Raw genomic sequence first — 25,670 nt, 5'->3', positions numbered from 1 at the left:
GCACCTGAGCCAGGAGAGGCACAGGTGCGCTATTGGCAGAAAAGTTTTAAGGCAATACCGCCGGCAGATTTCAATGCACCGGGTCTGCTTCATCAGTATGCCTCGTTACAGACACATTGCGCTCGCTGACCTGCCATCAGGAAAAAATCTGAAGATAACCGTCCTCCGGTTCCCACCCTGGTGGGAACATTTAGCAGAACGATACGGGCGGCCCCGTTGCATAAGCACGGCTGCTGATTTCCTGGCAGCCCGCAGCTGTGCCCGGGACGTTTCAGGCCCTGCTGCCAGGTGCAGCCGCCAGAAGATGATGGAGCAGCGGGTCATTACCCGCCGGTTCGCGCCGCCAGCCGGCGCGCTGCAGCAGCCTGTCCAGCGCGGCAATATTTCCGGTGATGCGGGCGGGCAGGGGACGCCGTTGCCCGCCGTGCTCATCAAACCCTGCGTCGAGCGCATTTTTATTCAGGTACAGGCCGGAAACGGACGGATTCAGTTTCAGCGCCCGGCGACCGCTCCACTCGCTTTCACTCAGCACCATGTAAATCCACCCGGCGAGTTTCAGGGTATTCAGCGTGTGCTGCAGCCGGAACAGGTCGTTCTGCGCCAGCAGGTCACTGCTGCCGGCCCGCCACAGGTAATCCAGCTTGGCGGGCAGGTCGGCCCGCACGCCCTTTTCACGCCCCTCCTTCAGCAGCCAGCGGATGTCGTTCGCCAGCTCCTTCCGGAAACGCCGCTGCTTCTCGGCGCTGGCCAGCCAGCGGGTGAGAAAGAGATTTTCCTGAGCAGGGGAAGCCGTCAGACCGTCGAGGCGCGCCAGGTGCAGCGCAACCAGCGCACACCACGCCAGATGTTCAACGGCAGCATTGTTATTTTCCACGTTCAGCCTCCTTCAGCGGCGCAGCGGCCCACTCTCCCCGTGCAGGGAAAAGAAGTGGCCATCAATATGACTGCGGAAAAAGGCATCCGGGTCCTCTGCAGCGCAGAAGCCCTGATAAAGACGTGCCGGCACTGCCAGCCAGCGCCGGCAGGCACCGTTACGGTATTCGAGTTCCAGAATGCCGGAAGTCGGGTCGAAGCCGGCGCTGCGGAAGAGGCCGGAGGTGATGTCATGTCTGTTCACGCGGAGGTGTCCTTTGCTGAATCTGGCCGGGAAGATGTTCTGTTAAAATGAATTTAATAAGAAGAGGAGTCTGATAAAACTTATTATTCTGATTCTCTAGGCAGCAGAATCCGGACTCATTCCTCTATGATAAAGATCACATCATCTTTACCGGGCCTGTTTGCCATGACGGCAGAGCATACATCATCAACAGGCTGGCGGATAACAGCGGCACGGCTGTTTTTTCCATAAATACAGACTTTATATCCCCCTTCGGGACTCTGCATTTCTCCCCGCAGCGTAAACTGTCCGGAACAATCCGCGGCCCGGGAGGAGATCGCTGGCAGAACTGACAGGAGAGAAAAAAACATAACCATACACACTGCATTTACTGTTCTCATTACACCACTCTCGTCAGGAAGTTATTCCTGATGAAATAATGCTGTTACGAAAGATGATTTATTATCCCGACATAATCATCCGGTAAATATACTGACGATATACTCATGACGCGGCAATACCATCAACGACATCTTATGAACTAACCCTGGAGCGCATCACTCTTCTGATGTGCATTTCACCAAGACCGACCGAGGTGTCGTGTGGAGATACCTGCAATCCTCACCTAGCATACCACATCAAAACTCTGTATCTTTTTCACTCAGTGACAGCTCCAGATGAGAAAGCAGGAATATAATGTTCTCTGTCACAGTCATGGCATCATCCCATGAAAAACCGGTCCGACCTGACACAGCCATGCCGGCTTCCCGAATCTGTGCATATCCTTTGCGCAGCACTTCAGAATCTGATACGCCTACATTTTCTTCAGAAACACACATCAACGTATCTCCTCATGGCAATTAACTTAATGAATTTAATAACATAAGCATCAGTTAAGATTGCTTTAACAAAATTAAATGATGATTTATTAATTATTATCAGTATGTTAATCCTTGTTTAGAAAAAAACAGGGTAAGGTTTTTCCTAAAGTGAAATGTCATCAGTATGATAACATAAGATCCGGATAAAATTATAGTACCCTGTCTGCAGAACAGGCGCGATAGTGCTGAACACCAGAATTAACCAGTCTTGAACCCGGCATCGTTTTTACAATATCCGGAGGAGCAAATGAAAAAATATATTACCGCAGGGATCTTACTGACCGCCTTAATTTAACGCGAGTTCTCCTTTTGCAGCAGAGCCGGGAGAGGCAGCGGGTGAAAGTGCGGGGTCGGTTGCCTTGGGGAGCACTACGGCCGTGGGACTCGACGCTGTCGCAGCCATTGCCGGGGTTGCTCTGGCTGCCTCCGGTGGTGGAAATGGTTGCCAGACAGGAACAACCACGACAACCACAACGAGTACCAGTGCCCTTTAACAGGGAAATAGTACTGATAAGGGCGTCACCGGATATATCCGGAATAACGGGAGTGCGGAAGTGGATTTAATTATATGGCGCAGTATGTTTGTAACTCCATGGTCACAGGCCGCAGTGATTCCCGGTATCATGATGGGAGGACATTAAGTTCCGCATCCCGCCTGCAGGAGTGGACTCATTATAACAGCGTTCTGATCTTTAACGTGGAAGTGTAAAGTATTAGTACGACATCAGGACACAGTACCCTATGAGCTATGAGAGCCCGGGGAACATGCCTGTAGTCTGCTCATGCCATGAAAGGGATAATAAGGATTTATCTGATGGATTTAATTCCGCTTTTTCTTCTTTTTACTCAGAAACATATATATATCGTATTATTTACTGTCATTATTTGTGTGACGATTGCTGACCTGACCGAATACAGATACCTTGTCCCTGTTGACAGGGAAAAACTCATTTCCACTCCTTACCGCATACTTAATATATTATCCTGCAGCATTATGTTAATTTTACTCCCTGTTACCGCATATAATCTCATCTGGCAGCGTCCGCCAACGTCCGCCGCTTTCATACTCATTAGTATTTACCAACTTGTTAACAGTACAGGAAACATATGCATAGAACTGTGGGTGCAAAAGCATTACAGACAGGGAACCAGACCGTCATCAGGTTATTTTTTCAGACATTATCACATGGTCCTCCTGGAGCTGAATCAAAAAAGAAAAAACCGGGAATGAACCCTCACCAACATTTATTTTATTGTTCAGATTTACCTGATAAGTTATGTTCACTTTCCCCATCAAGCATTCTGATAATGTATACATGTTTTTTGTGCAACCGGTAATAGAAAACGCATCCCCGGTATGAATACTGCCTGAGACCCTTCATAAGATGACAGCAATCCTTTCCGGTCTCAGGAAAACAACTGATAAGATCAATGCACTCCTCAATTTCTTTCAGGATTTTTCGTGCCTGATCAGGGCAGAACTGAGAGAGAAAACGATTATATAACAGATTGATATCTTTTAACGCCTGTCGGGATATCTTATGCATTTCACCCCCTTTCTGTAAATGATTTCGCTTATTATTATGGCATTTAAATTTACATACCCGCTCCTTGCCCCTTCATTAATATATTCTTTCATTCTGGACATGTTTTCTTCTTTCTTCATAAGATCTGACACAGCTTGGTAAATTATGTCAATATAAGAGTGGTAGACTCCATCACTTATAAGGGAATCCATAATCCCCATGAGTTTTTTGTCTGGAACCAGAATAATTTCTCTGCTCACTGCTCACCCCGGTCATATTTCAGGTCAGGTTTTCCGGTCATCAGAGAAGACAACCTATAGCCATCTTACCCCTGCCACTGGTGCAATGACAAAGATTACGCATGCCGATAAATAAATTTAAGATTATCTTCATGCCGCCGCGCATCCGGAGTTGAATCTGAAAATCGCGCATCAAAATTTCCTGACGCCCAGACACATTCTTCTGCAGCGTATTATCACGTCAGTTAAGAACGAAAATGAAAAAATTTAATTAAACATCATTTCAGTTAGGAAAATCAATTTCTCCAGGTGAGAATTATTGTGTCGTTTATTTCGTCCCTGAGAAGGTTTTATCTTATTGCTTCATATGCACGGATAACCGCCGGACATTCAATGTGGAAGGCTTTCCGGGGGGGGGGGGGCCGTACTGAAAAAATGCTGACAGCATGACTTGAAAATGTGCAGAAGAACCTATAAATGATAACGGACAGGGCACAGACCTGCTCCGGATGAGCTTTTGAATGAATGATTCAGGAGGTTATCATTATGTCTTTACGTAATTTCCTCGTTTTTCCGCAGCTCAGCGACTCTGTCTTTGCTGACCGCTTCAGCCGCATCGACCGCCTTTTCAGCCAGCTGACCGGTGACACGCCGGTAACCATGGCTCCCCCGTACAACCTCAGACAGCTGGACGATGAGCACTACGCCCTCACCGTGAGCGTACCCGGCTGGAAAGAGAGTGAGCTGGAGATAGAAGCGGCAGGGGGCAGCCTCACCGTGTCCGGACGGAAAGAGGAACACTCTGAAAACGCGGTGGCCCCTGAAAACGACAACGGCGGCAGCGGCTGGCTGCACCGCGGCATCAGCCGGCAGGACTTCCGCCTGAGTTACAGTATACCGGAACACATGAAGGTGATGGAGGCAAGGCTGCAGGACGGACTACTAAGCGTTGGCCTGACGCTGGTAATCCCGGAAAGCGAAAAGCCGCGGCGCATAACGATAGACCATCAAACGGCCGGCGTGATTGAGCATCAGACCTGATTAATCGGCGCTGCGGGCACTGTGGATGACGTCGTCGCCTGATGTCCTCCTCTTCACGCTGAAACCGGGAGAGGGGTGATGAAAAGCATTACGGTACCGGCAGACAGACGGCACTACCCGTCTGTCGCCGGTGAGAGCGTGATGGCGGTCAGGATGAAGCTGCGTGATTCGCGGCTGTCGGTGAGCTAGCGGCTGGCCCCGGGCGGCATCATGCCAGTGGCAGCCGCCGATTTTTACAGTGAAAAAGGGAAGCTGCATACCCTGCACTATCACCTGCCGCCGCACGCGCCTGAGCGGACGGACCGCAGGGTATCGCGGCTGATTGCAAAAGAAGCCGGTGCGGACACTGCTGAAATGACCAACTGACTGACACTGCCGCACGGTTCAGATAACGGTGAAATGAGTAAATTAAGGAGGGAAAATATGCTGATTGCGCTGCTGGTGAATACCTCATTTACTGCAACGCTGCTGACCATGACGTCGGTCGCACTGTATCACCTTAATAAATAAGGCGCTGGCTTCCTCAGTCCGGGGCCGAAAAGTTCTGTACGACACGTCAGAAGAAGCAGGGCACCGGGTGGTGCCCTGCTGAGCGTCTTCCGGACGCAGAATCAGCATGCCGGAGACTGTACCGACTGAAGCATCGCAGATTTGCAGAAAATGCATTTTGCACATGACGGGTTCCGACTGCTGATATCGTATGCCGATATTCTGTACTGAGAACAGAAGTAGTGTGGGCAGCGTAAACGGGCACAGTGTGTGGTAATGTTAAAGCCCCGTTATGTTGGCTGCGGCCGGGCCTTTCTGTCCGTTTTCCAAAATAAATTCAACGCGCTGACCTTCATCAAGCGAGCGGTAATCATTGCCCTGAATAGCAGAGAAATGGACAAACACGTCCTTGCTGCCGTTTTCAGGCGTGATGAAACCGAGACCTTTCTCTGCATTAAACCACTTTACCGTTCCGTGAATTTTATCAGACATAATATATAAACCCTTTTCAGTGAGCCTTCCGGCAACAGGGCGGGCTGACAGAGAAGAATCAGTACCTGAAAATTGAAGCGTCGGGTAACATCCTGCAATTGCACATGCTCGCCGGGCGTTAACACCTGAGTTGCCTGCTCCACCACAGAGCGCACCTGCTCTCGCAGCGCCAGCGTCCCGCCTGAACAAAAATGGGGTCGCCAGGGTATCGCATATTCGTCCCAGCGTGCGACTCATAGCCGGGGCGATCAGGTTCATACGCCGTGTCGCAGCGGTAACGCTGCCTTCCTCCAGCAGCACATCCAGCGCCAGCAACAGGTACAATCCGGGTATTTCATGCCGCCCTCGTGTGCAAAAGGTATTCGCTAACCTTTTACCGTGGTTAATGGTCTTTATCAATACGTGTGTTTTGCGCACTTTCGTCATGTCATAAATGTACGCACGCCTTGGCGAGGGCTGCGGTAGGATCGATGGAATGAGATAAATGCACTGATGAGATGCGCTCCAGTGCCGGGGGAACTTCGGTGCAGGCCAGTACCAGTTTGCGCGTCTTATTACCGCCGGTCGCCAGCCCGGTGCAATCGTCGTGCTTAATCCAGATGCGTGGACCACCAAGGTAACGCGAGAGGTTATCCAGCGGCTCGAGTTGCGTCGGAAAATGGCCGAAATGTAAGCGGGGGAAAACGGGATAAATGCATAACTCAGACCTCACTTTCGGAAAATTTTGGCTGGAAGCCTTCGCCTTCCAGTGACCTGAATTGCTGCCAACTGACGTCATCGATTTCAATACCGTGTTCGAAACGCAATTGGCGGTGTTGCTGCTCGGCATCACCGGGCAACAGCAGTTCATCGTCGGTCCGGGATGCCCGCGTCCAGGCCAGCATGTCGTTGATGGCCTTCGTAGCGTGTTCACCCGCGCCCAACAGGGACGGATCGAAGACGATGGAAAGCATATTGTTGATGATGCCGGGGGCGGTGTATTTTCGGTGTCACCACCGGTTAAGGCGGCGCCCAGCAGGCTGCATACCAGAGATAATCCTGACCCTTTATGCACCCCGAACGCCAGCAGCGCCCCCAGCGGTTCCTGCATCAACCAGCGCGGATCGCGGATCGGCTTCTTTGTGTTATCGATGGCACAGTTTGCTGGCAGCTCGGCGCCCTTCATTAAAGGCAATCCGTGCCTTGTCGCCGGCGAGGGTACTGGTGGCGAAATCCAGCACGACAGACCGTTGGCCTTCGATCGGAATACCGACACAGAAAGGATTGGTGCCAAAACGCGGTCGTACACCGTTAAACGGCAAAACGGTAGAACGGGAGCCGACATTGGCAAAGTGCAGGGATATCAAGCCCGCCGTCGTCGCCTGTTCAGCCCAGGCGCCAATGCGCCCGAGATGGTGAGTGTGGAAAGCCCGACGACACATGCGCCGAACCGTCGCGCCCGTAAGATGGCCTGTTCCATCACCAGGCGACCGTTAACCTGACCAAAACCGTTGTTACCGTGGTAAGACAACATGGGCCCTGTATCGCGCGTCAGGCTGATTGTTGCTTGTGCATCCAGCTCACCGGCCCGGATGGCGGCTATGTAACGTGGAATCAGTGAGACGCCGTGTGAGTCATGGCCTTTGAGCGACGATTCGACAAGATTGTCTGCCACTTCACCGGCTGTCGCTGGACGAACCCCGGCAACCTGCAAGTGCTGGCGTAAATACTGACGTAACCATGTATGGCTAAAAACGGGCATAACATTTCTCTTTCATCTGGATAGACGTTGTCCGCGCACTATAGCGCTAGTGCTTTATTTGCATAACGATATAAAATTAATTTCTATATTTATAATCCGCATAGTGATGCAGGCATGTTGTTTATCTGTATCCGCAGGGAACAGAGTGGCTGTTTTTGTGTTTACAGGATGGAATGACGTTGTTTCAGGAATAAAATATTCGAAAAAGTGATTTATTAATTGGGCATGAAGGCCTCAGTATTAATTCTCTTTATCAAAAAACGAAACTCATTTTATTGCAATTGCATAGTCCTCATTACATCGATGTACTTAATGATCTGGTCCATTATTTAAGGGAATTAAGATGAATTTACTTCCAGCTGAATGGTTTGCTTCTCTCTTGCCTCGTATTGGCATCCCTTTATTGCTGTTCGGCAGCGTCTTTGGGTCTGGTGCTGCCAACGCTGAGGGCCAAATCAGTATCGCCCAGCAATATGGTATCGGCTATCTGATCCTGGATGTGGTGCGCGACCAGAAACTTATCGAGAAGCACGGCAAGGAAGACGGGCTGGATATCAAAGCCGACTGGCGGACACTGTCAGGTGCCACCGGATTAAATGAGGGGCTGCTTTCCGGCTCACTGGATGTGGTTGCCGCCGGGGTGCCACCGGCGCTGACGCTCTGGGATCGCACCAAAGGCAAGCAAAACGTTAAGGCGATTGCGGCACTCGGTTCGATGCCCAATTACCTGCTGAGTAACAATCCGGCAGTGAAAAGCGTGAAGGATCTGAGCAGCAAGGACCGCATCGCCGTACCGGCTGCTGGCGTCGGGTTCCAGTCCCGGACATTGCAAATAGAAACGGCACGCCTGTACGGCAACGCCGACTACAAGCGGTTTGATAATATTACGGTCAGCCTGCCACATCCTGATGCCAGCGCGGCGTTGATCGCCGGTGGCTCGGAAATCACCGCGCATTTCTCCAGTCCTCCATTCCAGTATCAGGCGCTGGAACACCCGAATATTCATAAAATATTAAGTTCCTACGACGTATTAGGTGGGCCGGGCACGTTTAATCTGCTTTATACCACCTCGAAATTCCACGATGAGAATCCAAAAACGTATCGTGCATTTTTTGAGGCGTTAGCTGAAGCCGAGAAGATAATTAAAGCGGATAAAGCAGCGGCGGCACAAACCTATATCCGCGCTGAAAACTCAAAATTACCGGTGGCCTTTATCCAGAAAATGATTGAGGACCCGGAGAATAATTTCACCATTACGCCAGAACGCACCTTTGTTTATGCCGACAAGCTTTATCAGTTAGGCATACTGAAAAACAAAGCCGCTTCCTGGAAGGATTATTTCTTCAGTGAAGCCTATACCTTACCGGGGAGCTGATATGTCTGAGTTGTCTGCGACATTACCGCCGCCGCTGTTGCAGGTTGAGGGCGTTAACCTGCAATACCGCACCCATGAACGTCTGATTCAGGCCACACACGATGTCAGTTTTGATGTCTGGCCTGCCGATCGCTTCGTGTTACTGGGGCCATCAGGATGCGGTAAGTCCAGTTTGCTGAAGGCCATTGGGGGATTTTTGACGCCGGTATCCGGCTCCATTCGTCTTGCCGGTGAGACGGTCAGCCAGCCCGGCCCTGATCGCATGATGGTGTTTCAGGAATTTGATCAGTTACCACCGTGGAAAACCGTGCTGGAAAATGTCGCTTTCCCGCTGATCGCCAGCCGTAGGGTAGGGCGGGCTGAAGCAAAAGAGCGTGCGGAGTATTTCCTGCAGAAAGTCGGGCTGGGGGCGTTTCGCAATGCCTATCCGAATACCTTATCCGGCGGCATGAAACAGCGGGTCGCCATTGCGCGCTCGCTGGCCCTGCAACCGCAGGTTTTGCTGATGGATGAGCCGTTTGCGGCGCTGGATGCGCTGACCCGACGCAAAATGCAGGAAGAGCTGTTGAACCTGTGGGAAGACGTGCGGTTTACGCTGTTGTTTGTTACCCATTCTATCGAGGAAGCGTTGATTGTTGGCAGCCGTGTATTGCTGCTGTCGCCGCATCCGGGAAGGGTAAAAGCCGAACTGAACTGTCACCAATATTCACTGGCGGATGCGGGTGGCACGGCGTTTCAGGCCGATGTCACCCGCATTCATGATTTATTGTTTCCGCAACCTGCCGTTCCAGTTATCGCATCACAAGGCCATCCGAGGGGGGATCGTTATGAGCAACCAGCCACCTATCCGGCCTGAGTACCAGCGCGAGTTAACACCGCTGGAAGATTTTACGCTGGCCACGCCGTTACCGTTGCGTGTGCGGCTCGGGAATCAGGCCTGGCTACGTAAATCGTTATTATTGCTGGCGCTTATCATTATATGGGAAGTGGCGGCACGCTGGCAAAACAATGACCTGATGTTTCCCAGTTTCTGGCAGACCTTTACCGCCCTGCGTGAGGATATCGCCAGTGGTGAATTGCCGAATCGTGCGTGGCTGTCGGTAAGCCTGTTGCTGAAGGGCTACATCCTCGGGACCTTGCTGGCGTTGCTATTCAGCGCGCTCGCGATATCTACGCGTATTGGCCGCGATTTGTTGAGCACGTTGACCGCCATGTTTAACCCGCTGCCAGCGATTGCTTTGTTGCCGTTGTCTCTGCTGTGGTTCGGCCTGGGGAATGCCAGCCTGGTGTTCGTGATTGTGCATTCGGTGATCTGGCCGATGGCACTCAACACCTGGTCCGGTTTTATGGGTGTTTCCGACACGCTGAAAATGGCAGGCCGTAACTACGGACTGAAGGGATGGCGTTATGTGGCGTGGATTTTGATTCCTGCTGCGCTACCGGCCCTGCTGTCAGGACTCAAAATTGGTTGGGCATTTGCCTGGAGAACGCTGATTGCGGCGGAGCTGGTATTTGGTGCATCAAGTGGCAGCGGCGGGCTGGGTTGGTACATTTTCCAGAATCGCAATGAGATGTACACCGACCGGGTATTTGCGGGCCTGGTGACAGTCACCGTGATTGGTCTGTTGGTCGAAGGATTGGTGTTTTCGACCCTTGAGAAATTGACGATTAAACGTTGGGGTATGCAGAGTTAACGCTTCGAATATCATGAGTTCTATGGAGGGACACCATCATGGTATCGATCAAAACGCCTGAGAATTATTTGCTGAAAGCCGGTGTGATTAACATGATCGACGATTATGTGTCACCCCTGGCCTCGCGTGTGCTGTTCATTACTGGCCGCAACGCCCTACGGACTGCGGGTGAGGGGTTCCGGCAAATTGCCTTTTCGTGTTCTGTGAAGAAGGTCGATAGCTGCTTCTTCAATGCGTACATCGAGGGCTGACGTAGTTTCATTAAGAATGGTGGCTGGCATATCTATCTTCCTTATTCGTATTATTAGCTCGAGTTTTTGCACCTGTCCTCCAGACAGACGCCCCCCTGCTCACCGACCTCTATATCGAGGTCAATTTCCCGGTCGTCATCATAAAATGAAAGAGTCTTTAAAAGATTGCTCAACTCTCGTCTGTCCAATAAAGCCGGGGGATATAGACCGTTTTCACCTAGTGTACGTTTGAATAATGATACGTGCTGCGGAACATAAAGAGTGTTACGAAATTCTTTTCCATGCGTATCACCGGAAATATCATCTCAAACGTGAATATTACCTTTTTCTGGAACAAGCAAACCTGCAAGCAAGCGGGCCAGAGTTGACTTACCCGACCCGTTAGGCCCAACAATGACAGCAAAAGTGCCCGCCGGAATTCATAGGTCTATCCCCTGTATTGCAGGACGCTCTGCATATGAATAATGCAGGTCATTTATTATCACAGCTGCAGGTGCAGAATTCAGTGCCAGTTCGAACGTATGGCGCTAACCTTTTCTGCAAAAGGCAGTCACCGTCGACCAGCCAGACCTTATTATCCGGATGCGCACGGGCGATAGCGATGTTGACTGCCAGTGTTGATTTACCCACGCCGCCTTTAATATTTACAATAGTCATAATCATATTAAAAAGATCTCAATTTAATATTAAAACGATATTGATCTGGATTTCTCAATCTGAGAGCGCTTGTAGAGGATGAGAATCCATAAAACAATCAAAATGACATCATTGTAATCACTATTTAATATTAAAATGATACTATTTTTGGGTTATCCGGCATCAGGGTGGCTTACCGGCTAACTGAGCGTCAGTCTCGTCGGTCAAGTGAGGGTAGGGGGGCGAAAAATTTGTTCCTCTTTCGTCGGCCGCCGGTGCTCCAGAACGTCTCGATTGGAAGCCTTTTACGCTGGTCACACTCGTCGTCGAGAAGCAGCGCCACTTCTGTCAGCAAGTAGCAGGACATTGCGGTGCTGGTAATGCATCATTGTGTTACATGGTTCAGACAAGGAGAGTTACCCTTACGGTCAAAGTATGAAATGAGATAAAAATAACAGCATTTTGGTATTTAAAGGATATCAAAATAAATCTAAATAATATTAAAATTGTATGCCATCAATCTCTTTCGACTAGTTTTTCAGTCTTCAAGCAACCCGGCAGAATCTTTCTGTGCTTTAAAAATGCCTCATGATACTTAGATAAATGCTGACTACGGATATTTTACCCGCCAAGATCACTTTTTAGCTGCCTTAACATGGATAGGGCTTTCGTTCCCGACATATTAAATTGCACCCGGTGCCGCGCCGCCACGTCCAGCGCAAACACCTGCGTATAAATCTCCGTCGACTTCGCGCTTTTGTGCCCTAGCAGGTTTTGCAGCGCCTTGAGCGGCATGCCGGCGTACAGCATGTGCATGGCGTAGCTGTGCCGGTTGGTGTGCCGGTTGGTGTGCAGGGTGACCTGAACTGAAAACGTCACCCCCTCTGACGCCGCCGCCTCCACCGCCTCGTTCAGCCAAGTGCGCGCCGTGCGGTCGGTGATATCCCTCAGGCGCACCTTTTCCGCTCTGCCCGTTATTTCATTCCGCTTTTCCAGCGGGATGCGCAGGGTGGCGATCATCATTTCCAGCTACGTCACGTACTGCGCGTCGGACAGCGGGACCAGGCGGCGGGCCGTCTGCCGGCGCGGCGCTCTGCCTTTTCCTCACGCTGCTTGAGCGTGGCCAGCTGCACGAAAGGGTACTGCTGAAGCAGATGAAAGTCTCCCCTCGTCAGCGCCAGCGCCTCGCTGATGCGCGCGCCGGTGTTCCACAGCGTGGTGAACAGCATCTTGCGTCGCAGGTCGGGCATAAAATGGAGCAGGGCGCTGACCTCAGGCGCCAGCAGGTACTTAGGCAGGTCGTCGATCAGCGCGGCAGGATAGTCGATAGCCACCGGCAGCTGCGGTGCATGAAACTGGCCGTCGGTTAACGCAGGCATCAGTGTATAAGTCATGAACTTTCTCCGGTACCGGGAGCGTCGTGTGCGGCTTTTCTTCTCATATCGTTCTTTATGTCAAATGCTGCCAGTTCACCGGCGCGTAGTTTTGCTGCGGCAGAACGTTTCTTTCTCTCACCACGCCATGCCAGTCGTAGCAGTTCCCACATTGACCATAGTTTTCCGATTAATGGGGATGCAGGAAAGCCAACGTGCTTACGCAGCTTCATGGCAAGAACTACGGCTTTCAGACCGAGTTGTCAATACCGATATCGCCTTTCACTGAAAGCATCATATTTCTGTAAGGACTCCTCCAGCCCGTAAGCGAGCGCCATTGCACCCTCAGCATCGCCTTGAAGAACGGGTAACTGTCTGATTCCATACATGAGTTCTGTCCGAAGTGTGCGCCAGTCACCTGACACTGTGTCAAAATTGATAATTGGGCGCTCGATGAAGGGAACTCGGCGAAGACCTTCCGTTTTTCCTGTATCCCTAGTAACAAGCTCGCAATTAATAGCAAACTGCTCAAGAAGGAAAACCAGCTCGGAGGCGATAAGGTACCTCTCCCTGTTCATCTTTTCTTCTGACGCCCGTTTCTCACGCTTTGTGATGAAAATATGCGACAGCCACAGACTCCCCAGCGCACCGAGGATACCCGCACCCGCACTGATCACCGGCACCCATACTGAAATACCTGCGGTCATCCGGCCTTCCCGCCTGCATCACCTGCGACTCTGTCCGCCGGAATCCGGTCCGCTAGGTCGCGGGCCAGTTCGGTGAACTCCACGTACTCGCAGCGCAGGTACCGGCAGTAAATGCGGGCGTCGCGGCCGTTGAGCCCGTCCGGATTCCCCGTCAGGTAGCGCTCAAGCACTCCTAGGCAATGTTCGTAGGTGTCCAGATCGTCACGCCACTCGCCGATCGCGCCGGCCACGTCGAGCTCCTGCCGGAACGTGCCGAATTTGGCGCTCAGGATGTTAAGCCCGAGGTGCGTGGCGGCGTGCACGTTGTCGGCGGACGGATCGGCCACGGCGGCGCTGATTTTCTCAAAGGCGTAGCGGAAGTCGTTCCGGTTAAACAGGGACTCAAACATAGCTTACTCCTTGGAATGAAGCATGATGACGGTCGGAATAATCACACACAGCTTCGGATAAAAATAACTTTGGGGAAAAAAACAACTGAAACCTTCATTCCAGTAACTGAAGGTCCGCTAATAAATATTTGACAAAATTACCGCATTACACTTTGCGCCTGACCCGTTTTCTTCTTCATTATTTGTGACTTTTCTGGAAGCGTAGCACGCCCGTTTCAGAGCAGCCAGCGCCGTTTTGTCACGCGTGTTTTCCTGACGTACCCCATTTGTTGTGCCGTTATCAGTACCATAATCACTATATACAGTATTACGCGCAGAAAACCGCCACTGAGGAGGGAAGGATCGCTTCTGCATTTTTCCGAATCTGCGGGATTTAACAGGAGATGCGTGTGCAGGATACAGTGAATCAGGGAGAATAAATGCCGATGAGGATATTTTGGCTTATGCAAGACAATTTAATGCCGACGGGCTGAAAAAGCTGTGACAGGTAAGAACATTATCCGACAGGAACCATCACTGGACATCCAAAGATATTCTCTGATTGACATAAGGCACAACAGCTTACCCATAATACCAGAGCATTTTCCGCAGAGTACGTGTAGTCAAATGGTCCCGTTTCTGACATGCCGCCGCATTCCACAGTAAACTTATTATGCATGATACTGTATACACTGTTTATACGCACTTGGACACCGGTGCGCATAAGCTCAACGACCAAGAGAACAGCGAGCTCGGCTTTTATTTTTCGGCAACGAGTCGTACCGTCACACCGCGCACTACGGACGCTGGAGGAGGCGCAGATCGATGACTGGCTTACCCACAAGCTGTGCTGACAGTGCAGATCGTTACGGGGCAAAAGAAAAAAGCAGGCGTTAACGCCATGCATCGGCATTTTACGATACGGGCACAAATGACTAATTCAACTTTGATTTTATAATTTCATCTCTGCAAATACTGAATTAAAGCAGCTGGCTAAGATGCAACTGGCCCATAAGCAGAGGATTATCACTGTAGTCGACGGGGATCGCTACTACTGCAGGCCCCTGTACATCCATTGCCCGACGCAGCGTCGGCTCAAGCTCCGCGGCACTGTTGACTGAAAAGCCAGCGGCACCAAAGGCTTCGGCATAAGTCCTGAAGTCGACCGGGCCGAAATTTACGCCGGAGACGCGTTGATATTTTTTATCTTCCTGCATCGCCACCATGTTGTAAGCATTATCGACCCAGATGATATGAACTATATTTGCCTTCAGCCTGACCGCAGTCTCAAGCTCCATACTCGACTGCAGAAATCCGCCATCACCCGAGACTGACACCACTTTACGTGACGTGTCCACCAACCAGGCACCAATCGCCCACGGAAGGGCAACGCCCATCGTCTGCTGGCCATTGGAGATCATGATTTGTCGGGCGCGAAAGCTGTAGAGGTAGCGGGCAATCCAGATATGAAAGCTGCCCATATCTACCGTAAGGCTGACATCACTGTTGATGATGTCCTGCATCGCCCGCACGATGCGAAGCGGATGGAGCGCAAACTGGTTGAGGCTTGCACCCTGCATTGCCAGCAGCTGGCGTTGCTGCTGGCGATCTTCCAGAATCGCCGCAGAGGCATCACTGAGCTGCAGTGGAGCTTCGATACGCGCAGCAACTTTGCGAACCGTCTGTGCGATATCGCCGATCAGCTCTGCATCGGGTATATAACGATTATCCGTTTCTGCAGGCAGAACATCGATATGCACAAGAATGGCGTTGCCGGTATTCCACATCGCAGGCTCATATTCTACCGGGCTATAGCCGATGGTAATGATCAGGTCTGCCTGTTGTAAAAGACGGTCACCCGCCTGATTATTAAACAGGCCTATACGCCCGGCGAAACGGGAAAAATGTTCCTGCCTGACGGCTCCAGCTGCCTGATAAGTGCTGGTTACAGGGATCCGGCTTTTGTTCAGTAAATCGTGGATCGCAGCGCTGTTCTCCGGCTGGCTCGCCATGAGGCCCAACAGGATGACCGGATTTTTAGCGCGGACAATTTCACGGCTCACTACGTCTACCAGAGAATCGGGCGCCGCCCCCAGTGTGACTCGCCCTTTATGCACCAACAGGTCAGCGGAAACAGGTTGATTGACGATATCCTGTGGCAGGCTGATAAAAGCGCCGCCACCCCGACCATTTTCCGCATGGCGAAACGCATTAGAAACGCACTCCGCTAACGCCGAGGAATCCGTCACTTCAACGGAAAACTTAGTAACTGGACGAAACATTGACACGGTATCCATGCTCTGATGTACCTGTTTGGCGCTGTCTGAACGTTTCACCGCGCCACCCAGCGCCACCACCGGATCACCCTCACTTGTTGCCGTAGCCATACCGGTCACCAGGTTGGAGCATCCGGGGCCAGAGGTTACAAGTGCCACACCTGCGTTACCGGTAAGCCTGCCCACTGCCGCTGCCATAAACGCAGCATTAGCCTCATGTCGAACAGGGATCAGCTCGATACGGGAGTCCACCAGTGAATCAAATACCCTGTCAATTTTTGCGCCCGGAATGCCAAATACGTGACTCACGCCTTGTGCTTCCAGCTGCGCTACAACCAGGTCAGCACCACTTTTCCAGATTGTAGGGATGTTAAGCTCTTTCATCGTCACCTCTGTTGTTAACTCTCAACGGACCGGATGGCTTCATCCAGATTCTCTGGCTGCAGATCGGCTTGCAGAAAATCACGATCATGCGGCAGATCAATGACCAGCTTGCTAATGGCGCCAAACGTTAAAATGCCCTGTTCCAGTACATAGTCGAGAATATGCCCGCCGCCATGCCGGTCATCTGTAATAAAATGTTCGTGGTAGCCTGCGACATTGATGCCTTGCATGTACTGAGGCGTGCGAAAGCCGATCATCTCGCCTGCGCGTTTGCTGAAATCAAACGTCGGCTGGTTACTCAGAACCTCCGGCATTGAACGATATGGACGGCACTGGCAGGGTACCGTGCGCGTCTGGACTGAAGCGAAGCCGCCGCTGATCCGCAGTGCGCAGAAGTGGTTATCTGATGTAATCACGCTGTCAATAAGGTTGTGTACATCGTCCCTCGACGCTTTCTGGCTGAAGTGATACTCGTGTTCAGGCTTAAAAAAGGTCATGACAGCAAAGGGCGATTTCTGCTCCGGTCGCGCAAAGCGGGCACTGCCATCTGATCTCAGCTGATAGACCTGACGATCCAATGCTACCAGTTCGCCATCCAGCCGATTAAAAGTACCGAGACCAAAATCGCCCTTCGTTAAAAGTTCTTCCACGGTCGTTGAGCCGTCATACACACCATGCAACAGCGCGCTCATCAGAGATGTCTGATATATAACCTTTTCTGCTGATTGACATTCAAGTTTATTGACGATATCTCTGAGCTGATGTTCGCATGAACAATCAGATACATTATTACCCATTCGCGACCTCATATGCTAATAGTTAAGCTGTGTTAATATCATCGTGAACCATACGGCTCACAGAATCCAATAGCGAAACCTTCAAACTTTGAGACGTTTTTGATATGGAACTTCGTCATCTGCGTTATTTTGTTGCCGTAGCTGAGACCCTGCATTTCACCCGAGCTGCGGAGATGCTGGGGATTTCTCAGCCGCCGCTGAGCCAGCAGATACAGCGTCTTGAGCATGAAATTGGTACGCCGCTCCTCAGACGCCTCACTCGTGGTGTCGAACTTACCGAGGCGGGGAGCGCTTTTCTGCCTGACGCGTCAGCGATTGTTCAGATGGCTGACCATGCACTGGAGAAAGCGCGCGGCGTAGCGCGCGGGATGAGCGGGAAAATGTCGCTTGGCTTTGCCAGTTCGGTCGCATTTGCCGCGCCGGTCTTCGAACTGATTTGTCGCTTCAAAGCCCGTTACCCCGCCATGGAGCTGCTGACCCGCGAAGAAAATATGGCACTGCTCATGCAGGATCTTGGTGAGGGTCTGCTTGATGCCGCCTTCATTCGCCTGCCGTGCGAAAGCAGTAAGGCATTTAATCTGAAAGTAATTGCCACAGAAAGAATGATGGTTGCGCTTCCAGCGACTCATACGCTGAGCCATAAGCCCAGCGTTGAATTGTCTGAGCTTGCAGGAGAAACTTTGATTATGTTTCCACGTGAGGTGGCGCCTAGTCTGTATGAACTTATTGTGAGCACCTGTCTTCGCACCGGGTTTTCCGCTAGCTGTTTTCTGCAGGCACCGCAAATCACATCATCACTGAGCATGGTCGGCGCTGGCTGTGGTATTGCACTGGTGCCAGCCTCTTTATGCTGCATCAGTAAACCAGAAATTCGGTTCTGTGATATAAACAACAATACGATTTTTACTGATATCGCATTCGCGTGGCGCCGCGACCTTCCGGCGAAAACGATACTGCATCTGCTTGAGCTGATCCGGGAATTTAATCTGGCGACACTGCACAGGTAGACAGTTCAAAGGCATCATGGTGATGTCTTTTCTAAGGCATCAGGTCTGGCTCCTCCCGCCAGGTAAAAGACGGTCAGACCATACTTACCCTCGGATCAGACAGCTCCATCCTGATCCCATAAATCCCTCTGACACTATCAGACTATTCTTTTGACCCGGAGCTATTCCGGGTTTGTCTTTTTCAGAATCTGCGGGGTTTAACAGACGGGAAGTATGCAGGATACAGTGAATCCTGCAGGAAAACAGCAGATGGTTCGAGTCCATACCCGAATGATACGTACGAAACCGATCGGTTTCGGACACTTCACAGCAGATATGTCCGTAAAATACTTAATGTATTCAGCAATAATATCCCTGTTACTGAGGGTGATGAACCAGTAAGTGTAATCGTAATATTCCACCTGCCAGCTGGGCTGTATATATCGATACACGTAAAAACAAAAGCCTGTACCGGCATCAAAACCTTAGTCTATAAAAATACCGTCTCGCTGCTTCCGATTTTTTTCATATCCAGACCTCTGAACTTCATTCCGACCCCGTGTTCATTATCCAGAGAGGTGGAACACATGAATCCGTATTCATTTACCTCATCCGGGGACAAATATACCTTGACCAGTGTGAGGTCCGTAGCTTTCAGTCCGTACACCCGTATGCAGTATTTCTCTGCTTCCTGCTCAATTTTCACCGCAAAGGCAGTCTGTTTTTCTATAATAAAATCAATGTCATTCTTCATTTTCTCATCAACAGCGGCCGACTCAGTATTGATGCACTGCACAGGATCGGTACTTAATGCCGGCAGAACCAAGTCAGTCGCCATACATTCGTCATCTTCGTAAAACTTCAGGTTTTCTGACTTCATGTGATCATCCTGTCTATTAATAGTTTAAAGATTTTGCGGTCTTTTTCGCTTCCACAGATTCGTACTTAACGCCGTGATGTTGTTCAAACTGTCTGACTGGACCTGAATGTGGGAAAGTCGCTTCATGTGCACTGGTGTCAACCAGCTGCATTGTTGACGTATTTGATACCGGATCATAGTCATTCAGGTGGTGCCAGGTATATGTCAGAAGCCGTTTAAGCAGCGGCCTTTCAGGCGCGAATAAGCTGGATGGTCGCCAGATGAAAGATACGAACCGCGGGCCTTAGTCTTAGGGGGTTGAGGGCAAACCGTGCGAAAAACCACGTTAGTGAATTAACAATATGAAATATCTAGACTTATGAGACTGCGTATTTGGGGAAAAAAGGCGGTTCCAAGTATCGTCTTTTGGTCATTTTGAGACTGGATTGTAACAAAATCGATTTCTGATGACGCTCAGCGTGGTTTTTTTATTACTGGACGTCAAACCCCTATTAAACTTCCACCGGTAACGGTGCTATGGCAGCCTGAGTTCCCGGACTAAAACTCTCCCACAAACCCGGTGCAGTTTAAAATCTTGATCTCTCTACCATCAGTTCTTTCTTCGTAGATAAGAGCTGGATTATCAGATGCCTTGATCAGATTGAAGAAAAAGGAATTTATACTCTAGAAATCAGCAAAGTCAGGGATGCTGTCAGCCTCAACCAACACAGGTAAATCCTGAACAGGTTCATACGCAGGTATAACGAGAAGAGAGTCAAAATATCATTTGGTGCAATGAGCCCTGTGAAGTACCGGGAGCATCTGAGGATCACAACATAACAGACTAGGAAAACAACAGCATCTCCGTAACAGAAATTTCGGCGGTACCGGAGTAGAATCCCTGAATGCATTAAAACTATCTCGGCGTTGACACAGGAGGGCAGAATGCTTTTAAACAGCTAATATTAGAGGGGGATTGTTCAAGATCTTCTCTGTATGGCTGTGTCTGTCTTTTTCCCAGGAGCGGGGATTTCCGTCCACCGGGCGCTGTTCAGCTTCCGCCCGGTGGACGCCTTTTCATGTCGCCCGTAATTTATGGTAATCTGACAGCACGAATCCTGAGGACGGACAGACCAATGAAAAACAGCCATGACGAGAAGATGACAGAAGTAATCATCGGCGAGGCTGTCTCTGAACTCCTGAGCGTGGGGCTGGACATTTCATGGGTTGCTCTGCTGGATAAACTTCGCACGGCGCTGAACGGGGAAACCGATGAGGACCGCATCCGGGCTGTGCTTCGCGCCATTGATGAGGTCAGACGCGAAATGCAGGTAAACTCTGGCGGCCATAAAACAAGTTATGGCCGTTCCTCAGATCCTTTCGCCCCGCGCGGAAAACTCCACTGACCGGCATATGCTCCGGGTAAACAGCACAGACTGCCTCATGAACTGACAGCACTGAGGTCACTTGTTACACTGTATATTAATACACCCCTGACCGGAGTTCATGTGAAAAATGACACCACTGCTGAAGATATCTATGCCGTTATAGGAACGGTGGTGGCGCGCCTTCTTAAGCCGGGACAGCACCTTACCCTTAATGATATCACGGCCGCCCTGCATCAGATGGGCGAGTCAGCCCTGGGACAGGATGTGCGCGAGGCCTGTCGCCATGCTGTTCGCCTGCTCGCCCGCCAGATGCACTGCCCCCTGTAAAAATACTCACGTACTCGTACACACCGCGGGCAGATGTCAGAAGCCTTCGTCGTCCGGCGTACGTCCGACTACAATTTCCAGCGTGCTGCGCAACACGTCAAGCATTACTACGTCAGACGTGCTCTCTATTTCGGCAATCAGATACAGAATGATGGCCTTGCTGGTCACTTTCCGTCCGTGCAACACTATATCGCGAATGACAGCGTCCAGTACGGTGGTTTCAGCCGCCAGCTTATCGCCTCCGCTGCGGAAATGATCAATGAGTTCTGCTTCAGGTGTGCTCTGCTGCATGCTGTTATCCAATGCCCGCGCCAGTGCGGGTAACTGAGCCGAAAAATCCGCGTGGAATAAAAAACGGCCATTCGGAGATGACCGCGTCCTGCGGGTTCCTTCCCGCTTTCCGCCTGTGCCGGAAAGTTGTCCTGTCGCTTAATGCTTTTTGGTATCCGGCCTGAGCGGTATAGCGAATGCATGCACAGATGCGCCTTGCCGATCCTGAGCACCTGCTGGGACAGCCTGCACTTCCGCAACGGCACGCTGCAGAGCTGTCAGCCGGCCGGGATCTGACTCACGCGACATCATATTGCTGAGTTGCCGCGTCAGTGCTTCTGCGCTGATGGCATCATCTTCTGCCAGCATGACCGTGACGGCTTCGCCGATGACGATATCCGTCAGTCTTTCAGATTTATCTCTTTGCATAACCGCTTCTCGGATGCATATGCCTTCTCGGGGCATAAAAAACCATGCCGCCGCTCCGTGGGGCCCTCAGAAACACACTCCCGGAAACCCCTATAATTTAGCGCCCAAACAGCAGACCGATAAGTTCATGATAGTGCCGTTCTTCTTCCGGGCTGGCAGCCACATCAAGGCGGCGGATCAGTTTTGAGCACAAGGCCTTGCGGTTCAGGTTGTTTCCTGCGCGCAGAATTTCGACCACAATCTGCCCAAGCGTTTCCTGCTGTGACGGCTGAGGCAGCTTACTGAAATAGTGGGCAATGTCGCTGGCCGTGTCCGGATATTTCGTAACGTTCTGACGCATGGCGAACCTCTCAGGTGATTAAAATATAGCCTGCTCTGGCTTCAGGTAAACTTATACAAACAAAATAAGCTTGTACAGCTATTTTGTTTAACTCCCGTTTACGATTTTTTGCAAAAAATGCTTGTCTATGCTTAACAGTAATTTACGTGAATATTAGCAGGCGGATAATGCGGGTATATAGGTATGAGTGGCAGTGAAACATATGTATAAGGTGCACAAGGGCGGGTCTTCACCCTGAAGCGGACAGCGGCGTCCTCCCTGACAGAAAGTTGCGGTTGCACCGGCGCGCAAGATATCACGATATGGGGGTTATCACTCATCGTCGTCTTCCGGCCGGAGGCGGATAACGTCCCTGGTGTGCTTCCCGTCGTCCGGCCCCGTTACCGTCAGTCAGTGCAGCCTGATCACGGTGTCCCGGCTGCATATATTTCCTGAGCCAGCGCCGGGCGTCTGCAATCTGTGCAAGTCTGTCCTCGCCGGATTCTCTTTCTGCCATCTGGCTGAGCTCTGCGATGAGGGAACTGACGCTGATTTCTTTCTCACCGAGAGCCAGGTTAACCGCTGCTTCACCAATAATAACGTGGTCTTTCTCATCATTGTGAAATAACACGGTATATCCACCATCGATGAAAAACTTATAATTACATTTTAGTATTTAACGATCATTTTTCAATGATATTCAGCCCCTGCTACTATGGCATAAATTAAATTACTGAAATACCCCTGAGAAATAATAAGTCACGGGCAGGGGATTAAATATGCCGTAAATAATTTCCCGGTGGGATTAAGAAAAATATTAAAATGCATTTAGCCTTTACGGAGACTTCTTTCCGATACATTTCCGCTCATGAAAACCTGCCCCTGTCAGGGCTGTCACTGCCGGGAGAGATTATGTAATCCCGGCCTGCCACGGGGCGATAAGGGTTCCAAAACTGTGTTAATATGAGGCCCAACAGTCAGGCTTTCCGGTTATCGTACTGCCCGGCCCGCGCTATATACTACCCGGTAAACATCACGGCATTCCGGATCCAGCAAGGACATTAGACTGAGTTAATTCAGCCGGTGGGGAAAATTATTTTGGTATTTATCTCCATACAGCATGTATCCCCTGTATGCTTCCTTTTTCCGTATCCGGCCCGGGAGACATATTTTCACCTCTGACAGCCGCAGCCACCTCCCCGATCACTCAGTTCTGTACAGGGCCCCCGCATATCGGTTATTTTACATCCAGACAAATACCACCTTTCAGAATTTTATGCGTCAGGACGGCTTCCCCCGGACAGACAGGCCGGACTTGCTGGCTGCTTCAGTAGGGTGACTCACCCCCGACAAACGGAAATTCTCAGGGCGATTGCCGTGGAAATTCTCCGGCAGGATCGGAAAATCACGCGTATCACCGTCTGCCTGAAACTTATAGGCCGGCTTGATGCCGCCGGGGATGAAGCAGATGCCGGGCACCTGCGCGAACTTATCGGTATGCTGTTCAGGAAATGACCGGGCAGGACACCGCAGTGGCCGGACATTTTTCCTGTAAAAACCTCAACCTGACATGTCATGTATTCCTCCCTGCATACTGTCTTATGGCACAGAATGGTTTAAAACACCCCTATTTTCAGTCTGATCCGCTATTACTCATGCATTTTCTGTTATTTATGCCATTATTAAAGACAACGTTGGTCATGGAGATGTTGACCGGCATACCGCCCATCAGGGCATACGCAGCATCAAGGAGAAATGTTATGAATGAAGATCGCATCGGCGGTAACTGGAAGCAGTTCAAGGGTAAGGTGAAAGAAAAGTGGGGTAATCTCACTGATGATGATCTGACCGTAGTTGAAGGCAAACGCGAGCAGCTGGTTGGCAAAATTCAGGAACGATACGGTTACGAAAAAGATCGGGCCGAAAAAGAAGTTAAAGAGTGGGAAGACTCAGGCAGATATCACTGGTAAATATCAGGTGCGCGTTGCCGGATTTATCTGTTTCCGGCAACGCTGCGGTATTATCCGAGTGCCACAGTACTATATGTCCCTTCATGTTTACTTAGGGGGTTGAGGACAATGGAGCGGAAACATACGCTAAGAAGATAATCTATTGTTTATATTGAAATTTAATCCTCTCAGTTCTCCCTTTAAAATATCCCCGGTAGCGTGAACGTACAATGCCAATGTGTTTATGACCCCGAGGAGCGCTAACCGTTGTAAATTTTTCAACCAAGACAACGAGGCCGTCCCAACTTATATGGCAGCAACATATCGAAAGAATAACAATAAATCAGGAAATCTCCGTTGATTTTATATTTAAGATAATAGGTTCTTTTACAGAACTACCGACACAGATCGAAAATTTCTGGCCAGAGACACTCCCGGACAGGAATTTCAGAAAAGGTAACCTAATCTCAGACTGATATTTGTATCCTGCCGGAATCCCTGCTCTACAGCAATATCACGACCACCTGAGAACTGAACCAGAACGGCAGGTGTAATGAAATGCGAGGCAGAGATACGGACATACGTGCTGTCCAGCCGGTCATCCTGGGAAATTCCGTCAATCCGACTTTTGGCCCCGGTTATCCATCCGCCGCCAAATCCAAGCTGCGTGGCAAGCGTCAGGTTGTAACTCAGATACGCCTGATATTCGTACCGCGGACTCTGGCTGAGTCTGTTGTTATCCGCGTCGTACCGGTTATTTGCTGTCGTCCAGGAGACATCCGCACCCGTAGTGAATGCCCAGCCGTCTGAGAAATGATGAATCCAGACGCCCTGTATCAGATAGCGCCAGCGATTTTCCCCTACATTCACAGCTTTTTCATTGTTGTAGGCTCCGGTGGGAGCATAAATAAAAGGTGCCAGGGAAAGAATGTCACCGCCTTCGTTGTCCATCCTGAACTTAAAAGGCATACCCACAATGATATCGCCCATCCCTGACGCGCTGCCGAGTGGGCTGGCATCTCCCATCGCGTCCGCCCTGACAAACGGAATGATAATCTGTGGCTCAATACTGAAGTTTTCCGCAGGCCGAAATCCATGAATAAAGCGCAGCAGTGTGGCCTCAGAACGTAATCTGTAATCACCGGCTGCTTTATTGCCCTGAGAATAGTATTCATCGCTGTGCGCATACAGAAAATAGGCCAGCGCGAATGTTTTATTAGCCGGCATCATCTCGTAATCTCCGGGAGAAAACTCAAGGGCATCAGCAGGCATGCTTAATGCTGCTGCAAGAGAAATACCGGTACGGCCAAAAAACGTATTCATAATGATTCTCCACTATCCTGTCGTAACAGACCAGTCCCCGGGTGACAGTTAACATATTCAAAATACTGTGATTCTGCAGGTACAACGACAATTTCATGCCACAGGCGGAGCGCGATATTGAAGTTCAGCTCTTTCACGTAGCGCATGAACCCGCCAAATATTGCCACGTGTGTCGGATGGCTTTTTGCCCAGAGTTCAAGGGCGGCCATATCGGCAAAATGTGCCAGACCAAACGTTTTTTCCGTCAGCGCATGTGATGAGGGATCCAACACCTGCATATACCGGCAGCTCAGGCAGCCTATGGCATGGCCCTGGTCTCTCAGGAAATCCATTCCCTGGTGCAGTACCGGCTCCACTTCTGTGAGGTATTTTTGTCTTTCTTCCTGTTGCGTGGCCGACCAGTCCTGCCCGGAGCGAATGAGGCAGAGGTTGTTACTTCCTGACAGCAAAATCC

At 50.6% G+C, this 25,670-nt stretch carries 30 protein-coding genes and 7 pseudogenes; 12 read left to right on the top strand and 25 right to left on the bottom strand.

Annotation, left to right across the window (positions count from 1 at the left end):
* Nucleotides 1-271 precede the first annotated feature (271 nt).
* From PAT9B_RS24560 to PAT9B_RS24545, 3 genes are all read right to left on the bottom strand, one after another.
* The gene (locus tag PAT9B_RS24560; RefSeq protein ID WP_013511995.1) at nucleotides 272-874 is read right to left on the bottom strand and encodes a DUF2913 family protein; all 603 of its coding nucleotides are present in this window, start codon (nucleotides 872-874) and stop codon (nucleotides 272-274) included.
* Between the two features lie 12 nt (nucleotides 875-886).
* A complete protein-coding gene (locus PAT9B_RS24555; protein WP_013511994.1) occupies nucleotides 887-1,117 on the bottom strand; it encodes a KTSC domain-containing protein in 231 nt (76 codons plus the stop codon).
* Nucleotides 1,118-1,734: 617 nt separating this feature from the next.
* Nucleotides 1,735-1,935 carry a hypothetical protein gene (locus PAT9B_RS24545; RefSeq protein ID WP_013511992.1) on the bottom strand — a complete coding sequence of 67 codons (201 nt, stop codon included), beginning with the start codon at nucleotides 1,933-1,935 and terminating at the stop codon, nucleotides 1,735-1,737.
* 338 nt (nucleotides 1,936-2,273) lie between these two features.
* Here PAT9B_RS24545 and yjbE point away from each other — a divergent pair.
* A pseudogene (gene yjbE / locus PAT9B_RS29960) lies at nucleotides 2,274-2,471 on the top strand (exopolysaccharide production protein YjbE); the annotation flags it as partial.
* 756 nt (nucleotides 2,472-3,227) lie between these two features.
* Here yjbE and PAT9B_RS31495 read toward each other — a convergent pair.
* Entirely contained in the window at nucleotides 3,228-3,524 is a 297-nt protein-coding gene (locus PAT9B_RS31495; protein ID WP_013511990.1) for a type II toxin-antitoxin system RelE/ParE family toxin, read from the bottom strand.
* Complete coding sequence (locus tag PAT9B_RS24535) at nucleotides 3,497-3,763, bottom strand: type II toxin-antitoxin system ParD family antitoxin (protein WP_041526152.1); 267 nt, start codon at nucleotides 3,761-3,763, stop codon at nucleotides 3,497-3,499. The genes PAT9B_RS31495 and PAT9B_RS24535 overlap by 28 nt, the downstream gene beginning before the upstream one ends.
* Nucleotides 3,764-4,288: 525 nt before the next feature.
* Between PAT9B_RS24535 and PAT9B_RS24530 the strand changes: the two genes are divergently transcribed.
* Both PAT9B_RS24530 and PAT9B_RS31205 read left to right on the top strand, forming a co-directional pair.
* Nucleotides 4,289-4,783, top strand: coding sequence for an Hsp20 family protein (locus PAT9B_RS24530; RefSeq protein WP_013511989.1), 495 nt, complete (start codon nucleotides 4,289-4,291; stop codon nucleotides 4,781-4,783).
* 210 nt (nucleotides 4,784-4,993) lie between these two features.
* Nucleotides 4,994-5,149, top strand: coding sequence for a hypothetical protein (locus PAT9B_RS31205; RefSeq protein ID WP_223300516.1), 156 nt, complete (start codon nucleotides 4,994-4,996; stop codon nucleotides 5,147-5,149).
* A 402-nt stretch (nucleotides 5,150-5,551) separates the two neighbouring features.
* On the opposite strand, the gene PAT9B_RS24520 is transcribed toward PAT9B_RS31205, so the two are convergent.
* From PAT9B_RS24520 to PAT9B_RS31480, 5 genes and pseudogenes are all read right to left on the bottom strand, one after another.
* Nucleotides 5,552-5,764 (bottom strand): cold shock domain-containing protein, encoded by a 213-nt coding sequence (locus PAT9B_RS24520; protein ID WP_013511986.1) that lies wholly within the window; start codon nucleotides 5,762-5,764, stop codon nucleotides 5,552-5,554.
* 538 nt (nucleotides 5,765-6,302) lie between these two features.
* Nucleotides 6,303-6,462, bottom strand: a pseudogene (locus tag PAT9B_RS31200) (1-aminocyclopropane-1-carboxylate deaminase); the annotation flags it as partial.
* A gap of 3 nt (nucleotides 6,463-6,465) precedes the next feature.
* Nucleotides 6,466-6,717 carry a hypothetical protein gene (locus PAT9B_RS31490; protein WP_369700793.1) on the bottom strand — a complete coding sequence of 84 codons (252 nt, stop codon included), beginning with the start codon at nucleotides 6,715-6,717 and terminating at the stop codon, nucleotides 6,466-6,468.
* Nucleotides 6,718-6,803: 86 nt separating this feature from the next.
* Nucleotides 6,804-6,929 (bottom strand): annotated as a pseudogene (locus tag PAT9B_RS31485) (malate/lactate/ureidoglycolate dehydrogenase); the annotation flags it as partial.
* A pseudogene (locus tag PAT9B_RS31480) lies at nucleotides 6,889-7,505 on the bottom strand (Ldh family oxidoreductase). The pseudogenes PAT9B_RS31485 and PAT9B_RS31480, both read right to left, overlap by 41 nt.
* Nucleotides 7,506-7,848: 343 nt before the next feature.
* Between PAT9B_RS31480 and PAT9B_RS24510 the strand changes: the two are divergent.
* From PAT9B_RS24510 to PAT9B_RS24495, 4 genes are read left to right on the top strand one after another with little or no spacing between them, the layout of a single operon-like run.
* Nucleotides 7,849-8,880, top strand: a complete 1,032-nt coding sequence (locus tag PAT9B_RS24510) for an ABC transporter substrate-binding protein (protein WP_013511984.1) — start codon at nucleotides 7,849-7,851, stop codon at nucleotides 8,878-8,880.
* Nucleotide 8,881: 1 nt separating this feature from the next.
* A complete protein-coding gene (locus PAT9B_RS24505) occupies nucleotides 8,882-9,736 on the top strand; it encodes an ABC transporter ATP-binding protein (RefSeq protein ID WP_013511983.1) in 855 nt (284 codons plus the stop codon).
* Nucleotides 9,708-10,574, top strand: a complete 867-nt coding sequence (locus PAT9B_RS24500) for an ABC transporter permease (RefSeq protein WP_013511982.1) — start codon at nucleotides 9,708-9,710, stop codon at nucleotides 10,572-10,574. The genes PAT9B_RS24505 and PAT9B_RS24500 overlap by 29 nt, the downstream gene beginning before the upstream one ends.
* 38 nt (nucleotides 10,575-10,612) lie before the next feature.
* Nucleotides 10,613-10,825, top strand: a complete 213-nt coding sequence (locus PAT9B_RS24495; RefSeq protein WP_013511981.1) for a hypothetical protein — start codon at nucleotides 10,613-10,615, stop codon at nucleotides 10,823-10,825.
* A 305-nt stretch (nucleotides 10,826-11,130) separates the two neighbouring features.
* On the opposite strand, the gene PAT9B_RS29945 is transcribed toward PAT9B_RS24495, so the two are convergent.
* From PAT9B_RS29945 to budA, 7 genes and pseudogenes are all read right to left on the bottom strand, one after another.
* Nucleotides 11,131-11,244, bottom strand: a complete 114-nt coding sequence (locus PAT9B_RS29945; RefSeq protein WP_071883946.1) for an ATP-binding cassette domain-containing protein — start codon at nucleotides 11,242-11,244, stop codon at nucleotides 11,131-11,133.
* 52 nt (nucleotides 11,245-11,296) lie between these two features.
* Nucleotides 11,297-11,488 (bottom strand): ParA family protein, encoded by a 192-nt coding sequence (locus tag PAT9B_RS31390; protein WP_041526150.1) that lies wholly within the window; start codon nucleotides 11,486-11,488, stop codon nucleotides 11,297-11,299.
* Nucleotides 11,489-12,082: 594 nt separating this feature from the next.
* A pseudogene (locus PAT9B_RS24485) lies at nucleotides 12,083-12,855 on the bottom strand (tyrosine-type recombinase/integrase).
* Between the two features lie 242 nt (nucleotides 12,856-13,097).
* On the bottom strand, nucleotides 13,098-13,541 hold the full coding sequence (locus PAT9B_RS30365) for a hypothetical protein (protein ID WP_013511980.1): 444 nt from the start codon (nucleotides 13,539-13,541) through the stop codon (nucleotides 13,098-13,100).
* Nucleotides 13,538-13,930, bottom strand: a complete 393-nt coding sequence (locus PAT9B_RS24475) for a hypothetical protein (protein ID WP_013511979.1) — start codon at nucleotides 13,928-13,930, stop codon at nucleotides 13,538-13,540. The genes PAT9B_RS30365 and PAT9B_RS24475 overlap by 4 nt, the downstream gene beginning before the upstream one ends.
* A 959-nt stretch (nucleotides 13,931-14,889) precedes the next feature.
* Nucleotides 14,890-16,569 (bottom strand): acetolactate synthase AlsS, encoded by a 1,680-nt coding sequence (alsS, locus tag PAT9B_RS24470; RefSeq protein WP_013511978.1) that lies wholly within the window; start codon nucleotides 16,567-16,569, stop codon nucleotides 14,890-14,892.
* A gap of 14 nt (nucleotides 16,570-16,583) precedes the next feature.
* On the bottom strand, nucleotides 16,584-17,366 hold the full coding sequence (gene budA / locus PAT9B_RS24465; protein ID WP_013511977.1) for an acetolactate decarboxylase: 783 nt from the start codon (nucleotides 17,364-17,366) through the stop codon (nucleotides 16,584-16,586).
* 104 nt (nucleotides 17,367-17,470) lie between these two features.
* On the opposite strand from budA, the gene PAT9B_RS24460 reads away from it, so the two are divergent.
* Nucleotides 17,471-18,373, top strand: a complete 903-nt coding sequence (locus PAT9B_RS24460) for a LysR family transcriptional regulator (RefSeq protein WP_013511976.1) — start codon at nucleotides 17,471-17,473, stop codon at nucleotides 18,371-18,373.
* A 469-nt stretch (nucleotides 18,374-18,842) separates the two neighbouring features.
* Here the strand turns inward: PAT9B_RS24460 and PAT9B_RS24455 are convergent, their stop codons facing one another.
* Nucleotides 18,843-19,232: a hypothetical protein gene (locus tag PAT9B_RS24455; RefSeq protein ID WP_013511975.1), complete on the bottom strand. Its 390-nt coding sequence runs from the start codon at nucleotides 19,230-19,232 to the stop codon at nucleotides 18,843-18,845.
* A gap of 16 nt (nucleotides 19,233-19,248) precedes the next feature.
* Nucleotides 19,249-19,434, bottom strand: a pseudogene (locus PAT9B_RS29930) (HNH endonuclease); the annotation flags it as partial.
* A gap of 515 nt (nucleotides 19,435-19,949) precedes the next feature.
* Here PAT9B_RS29930 and PAT9B_RS31475 point away from each other — a divergent pair.
* From PAT9B_RS31475 to PAT9B_RS24445, 3 genes and pseudogenes are all read left to right on the top strand, one after another.
* Nucleotides 19,950-20,051 (top strand): annotated as a pseudogene (locus tag PAT9B_RS31475) (IS3 family transposase); the annotation flags it as partial.
* A 296-nt stretch (nucleotides 20,052-20,347) separates the two neighbouring features.
* A complete protein-coding gene (locus tag PAT9B_RS24450) occupies nucleotides 20,348-20,617 on the top strand; it encodes a hypothetical protein (RefSeq protein WP_013511974.1) in 270 nt (89 codons plus the stop codon).
* Nucleotides 20,618-20,719: 102 nt separating this feature from the next.
* The gene (locus tag PAT9B_RS24445; RefSeq protein WP_013511973.1) at nucleotides 20,720-20,926 is read left to right on the top strand and encodes a hypothetical protein; all 207 of its coding nucleotides are present in this window, start codon (nucleotides 20,720-20,722) and stop codon (nucleotides 20,924-20,926) included.
* Between the two features lie 36 nt (nucleotides 20,927-20,962).
* Here the strand turns inward: PAT9B_RS24445 and PAT9B_RS24440 are convergent, their stop codons facing one another.
* The 4 genes from PAT9B_RS24440 to PAT9B_RS24425 form a co-directional block, all read right to left on the bottom strand.
* The gene (locus tag PAT9B_RS24440) at nucleotides 20,963-21,217 is read right to left on the bottom strand and encodes a biofilm development regulator YmgB/AriR family protein (protein WP_013511972.1); all 255 of its coding nucleotides are present in this window, start codon (nucleotides 21,215-21,217) and stop codon (nucleotides 20,963-20,965) included.
* A gap of 138 nt (nucleotides 21,218-21,355) precedes the next feature.
* A complete protein-coding gene (locus PAT9B_RS24435; RefSeq protein ID WP_013511971.1) occupies nucleotides 21,356-21,625 on the bottom strand; it encodes a hypothetical protein in 270 nt (89 codons plus the stop codon).
* Nucleotides 21,626-21,722: 97 nt separating this feature from the next.
* Nucleotides 21,723-21,965, bottom strand: a complete 243-nt coding sequence (gene ycgZ, locus PAT9B_RS24430) for a regulatory protein YcgZ (RefSeq protein ID WP_013511970.1) — start codon at nucleotides 21,963-21,965, stop codon at nucleotides 21,723-21,725.
* A gap of 316 nt (nucleotides 21,966-22,281) precedes the next feature.
* Entirely contained in the window at nucleotides 22,282-22,575 is a 294-nt protein-coding gene (locus tag PAT9B_RS24425; protein WP_013511969.1) for a hypothetical protein, read from the bottom strand.
* A 1,129-nt stretch (nucleotides 22,576-23,704) separates the two neighbouring features.
* Between PAT9B_RS24425 and PAT9B_RS24415 the strand changes: the two genes are divergently transcribed.
* Nucleotides 23,705-23,914 (top strand): CsbD family protein, encoded by a 210-nt coding sequence (locus tag PAT9B_RS24415; RefSeq protein WP_013511968.1) that lies wholly within the window; start codon nucleotides 23,705-23,707, stop codon nucleotides 23,912-23,914.
* Nucleotides 23,915-24,340: 426 nt separating this feature from the next.
* Here PAT9B_RS24415 and PAT9B_RS24410 read toward each other — a convergent pair whose 3' ends face one another.
* Nucleotides 24,341-25,216: a transporter gene (locus tag PAT9B_RS24410; protein WP_013511967.1), complete on the bottom strand. Its 876-nt coding sequence runs from the start codon at nucleotides 25,214-25,216 to the stop codon at nucleotides 24,341-24,343.
* Complete coding sequence (locus PAT9B_RS31385) at nucleotides 25,213-25,665, bottom strand: phenylacetaldoxime dehydratase family protein (RefSeq protein ID WP_255360076.1); 453 nt, start codon at nucleotides 25,663-25,665, stop codon at nucleotides 25,213-25,215. The genes PAT9B_RS24410 and PAT9B_RS31385 overlap by 4 nt, the downstream gene beginning before the upstream one ends.
* Nucleotides 25,666-25,670 lie beyond the last annotated feature (5 nt).

It is taken from the genome of Pantoea sp. At-9b, from assembly GCF_000175935.2.
Taxonomy (GTDB): Bacteria; Pseudomonadota; Gammaproteobacteria; order Enterobacterales; family Enterobacteriaceae; genus Pantoea.
The sequence above is the reverse complement of the archived record's forward strand: the minus strand, read 5'-3'. Positions and strand labels throughout refer to the sequence as shown.

What these genes read in the sequence shown, in the direction of transcription:
- PAT9B_RS24545 (WP_013511992.1), bottom strand. Translation starts at nt 1,935, where the DNA reads ATGTGTGTTTCTGAAGAAAATGTAGGCGTATCAGATTCTGAAGTGCTG.
- PAT9B_RS31495 (WP_013511990.1), bottom strand. Translation starts at nt 3,524, where the DNA reads ATGCATAAGATATCCCGACAGGCGTTAAAAGATATCAATCTGTTATAT.
- PAT9B_RS24530 (WP_013511989.1), top strand. Translation starts at nt 4,289, where the DNA reads ATGTCTTTACGTAATTTCCTCGTTTTTCCGCAGCTCAGCGACTCTGTC.
- PAT9B_RS31205 (WP_223300516.1), top strand. Translation starts at nt 4,994, where the DNA reads ATGCCAGTGGCAGCCGCCGATTTTTACAGTGAAAAAGGGAAGCTGCAT.
- PAT9B_RS24520 (WP_013511986.1), bottom strand. Translation starts at nt 5,764, where the DNA reads ATGTCTGATAAAATTCACGGAACGGTAAAGTGGTTTAATGCAGAGAAA.
- PAT9B_RS31490 (WP_369700793.1), bottom strand. Translation starts at nt 6,717, where the DNA reads ATGCTTTCCATCGTCTTCGATCCGTCCCTGTTGGGCGCGGGTGAACAC.
- PAT9B_RS24510 (WP_013511984.1), top strand. Translation starts at nt 7,849, where the DNA reads ATGAATTTACTTCCAGCTGAATGGTTTGCTTCTCTCTTGCCTCGTATT.
- PAT9B_RS24505 (WP_013511983.1), top strand. Translation starts at nt 8,882, where the DNA reads ATGTCTGAGTTGTCTGCGACATTACCGCCGCCGCTGTTGCAGGTTGAG.
- PAT9B_RS24500 (WP_013511982.1), top strand. Translation starts at nt 9,708, where the DNA reads ATGAGCAACCAGCCACCTATCCGGCCTGAGTACCAGCGCGAGTTAACA.
- PAT9B_RS24495 (WP_013511981.1), top strand. Translation starts at nt 10,613, where the DNA reads ATGGTATCGATCAAAACGCCTGAGAATTATTTGCTGAAAGCCGGTGTG.
- PAT9B_RS31390 (WP_041526150.1), bottom strand. Translation starts at nt 11,488, where the DNA reads ATGATTATGACTATTGTAAATATTAAAGGCGGCGTGGGTAAATCAACA.
- PAT9B_RS30365 (WP_013511980.1), bottom strand. Translation starts at nt 13,541, where the DNA reads ATGACCGCAGGTATTTCAGTATGGGTGCCGGTGATCAGTGCGGGTGCG.
- PAT9B_RS24475 (WP_013511979.1), bottom strand. Translation starts at nt 13,930, where the DNA reads ATGTTTGAGTCCCTGTTTAACCGGAACGACTTCCGCTACGCCTTTGAG.
- alsS (WP_013511978.1), bottom strand. Translation starts at nt 16,569, where the DNA reads ATGAAAGAGCTTAACATCCCTACAATCTGGAAAAGTGGTGCTGACCTG.
- budA (WP_013511977.1), bottom strand. Translation starts at nt 17,366, where the DNA reads ATGGGTAATAATGTATCTGATTGTTCATGCGAACATCAGCTCAGAGAT.
- PAT9B_RS24460 (WP_013511976.1), top strand. Translation starts at nt 17,471, where the DNA reads ATGGAACTTCGTCATCTGCGTTATTTTGTTGCCGTAGCTGAGACCCTG.
- PAT9B_RS24455 (WP_013511975.1), bottom strand. Translation starts at nt 19,232, where the DNA reads ATGAAGTCAGAAAACCTGAAGTTTTACGAAGATGACGAATGTATGGCG.
- PAT9B_RS24450 (WP_013511974.1), top strand. Translation starts at nt 20,348, where the DNA reads ATGAAAAACAGCCATGACGAGAAGATGACAGAAGTAATCATCGGCGAG.
- PAT9B_RS24440 (WP_013511972.1), bottom strand. Translation starts at nt 21,217, where the DNA reads ATGCAGCAGAGCACACCTGAAGCAGAACTCATTGATCATTTCCGCAGC.
- PAT9B_RS24435 (WP_013511971.1), bottom strand. Translation starts at nt 21,625, where the DNA reads ATGCAAAGAGATAAATCTGAAAGACTGACGGATATCGTCATCGGCGAA.
- ycgZ (WP_013511970.1), bottom strand. Translation starts at nt 21,965, where the DNA reads ATGCGTCAGAACGTTACGAAATATCCGGACACGGCCAGCGACATTGCC.
- PAT9B_RS24415 (WP_013511968.1), top strand. Translation starts at nt 23,705, where the DNA reads ATGAATGAAGATCGCATCGGCGGTAACTGGAAGCAGTTCAAGGGTAAG.
- PAT9B_RS24410 (WP_013511967.1), bottom strand. Translation starts at nt 25,216, where the DNA reads ATGAATACGTTTTTTGGCCGTACCGGTATTTCTCTTGCAGCAGCATTA.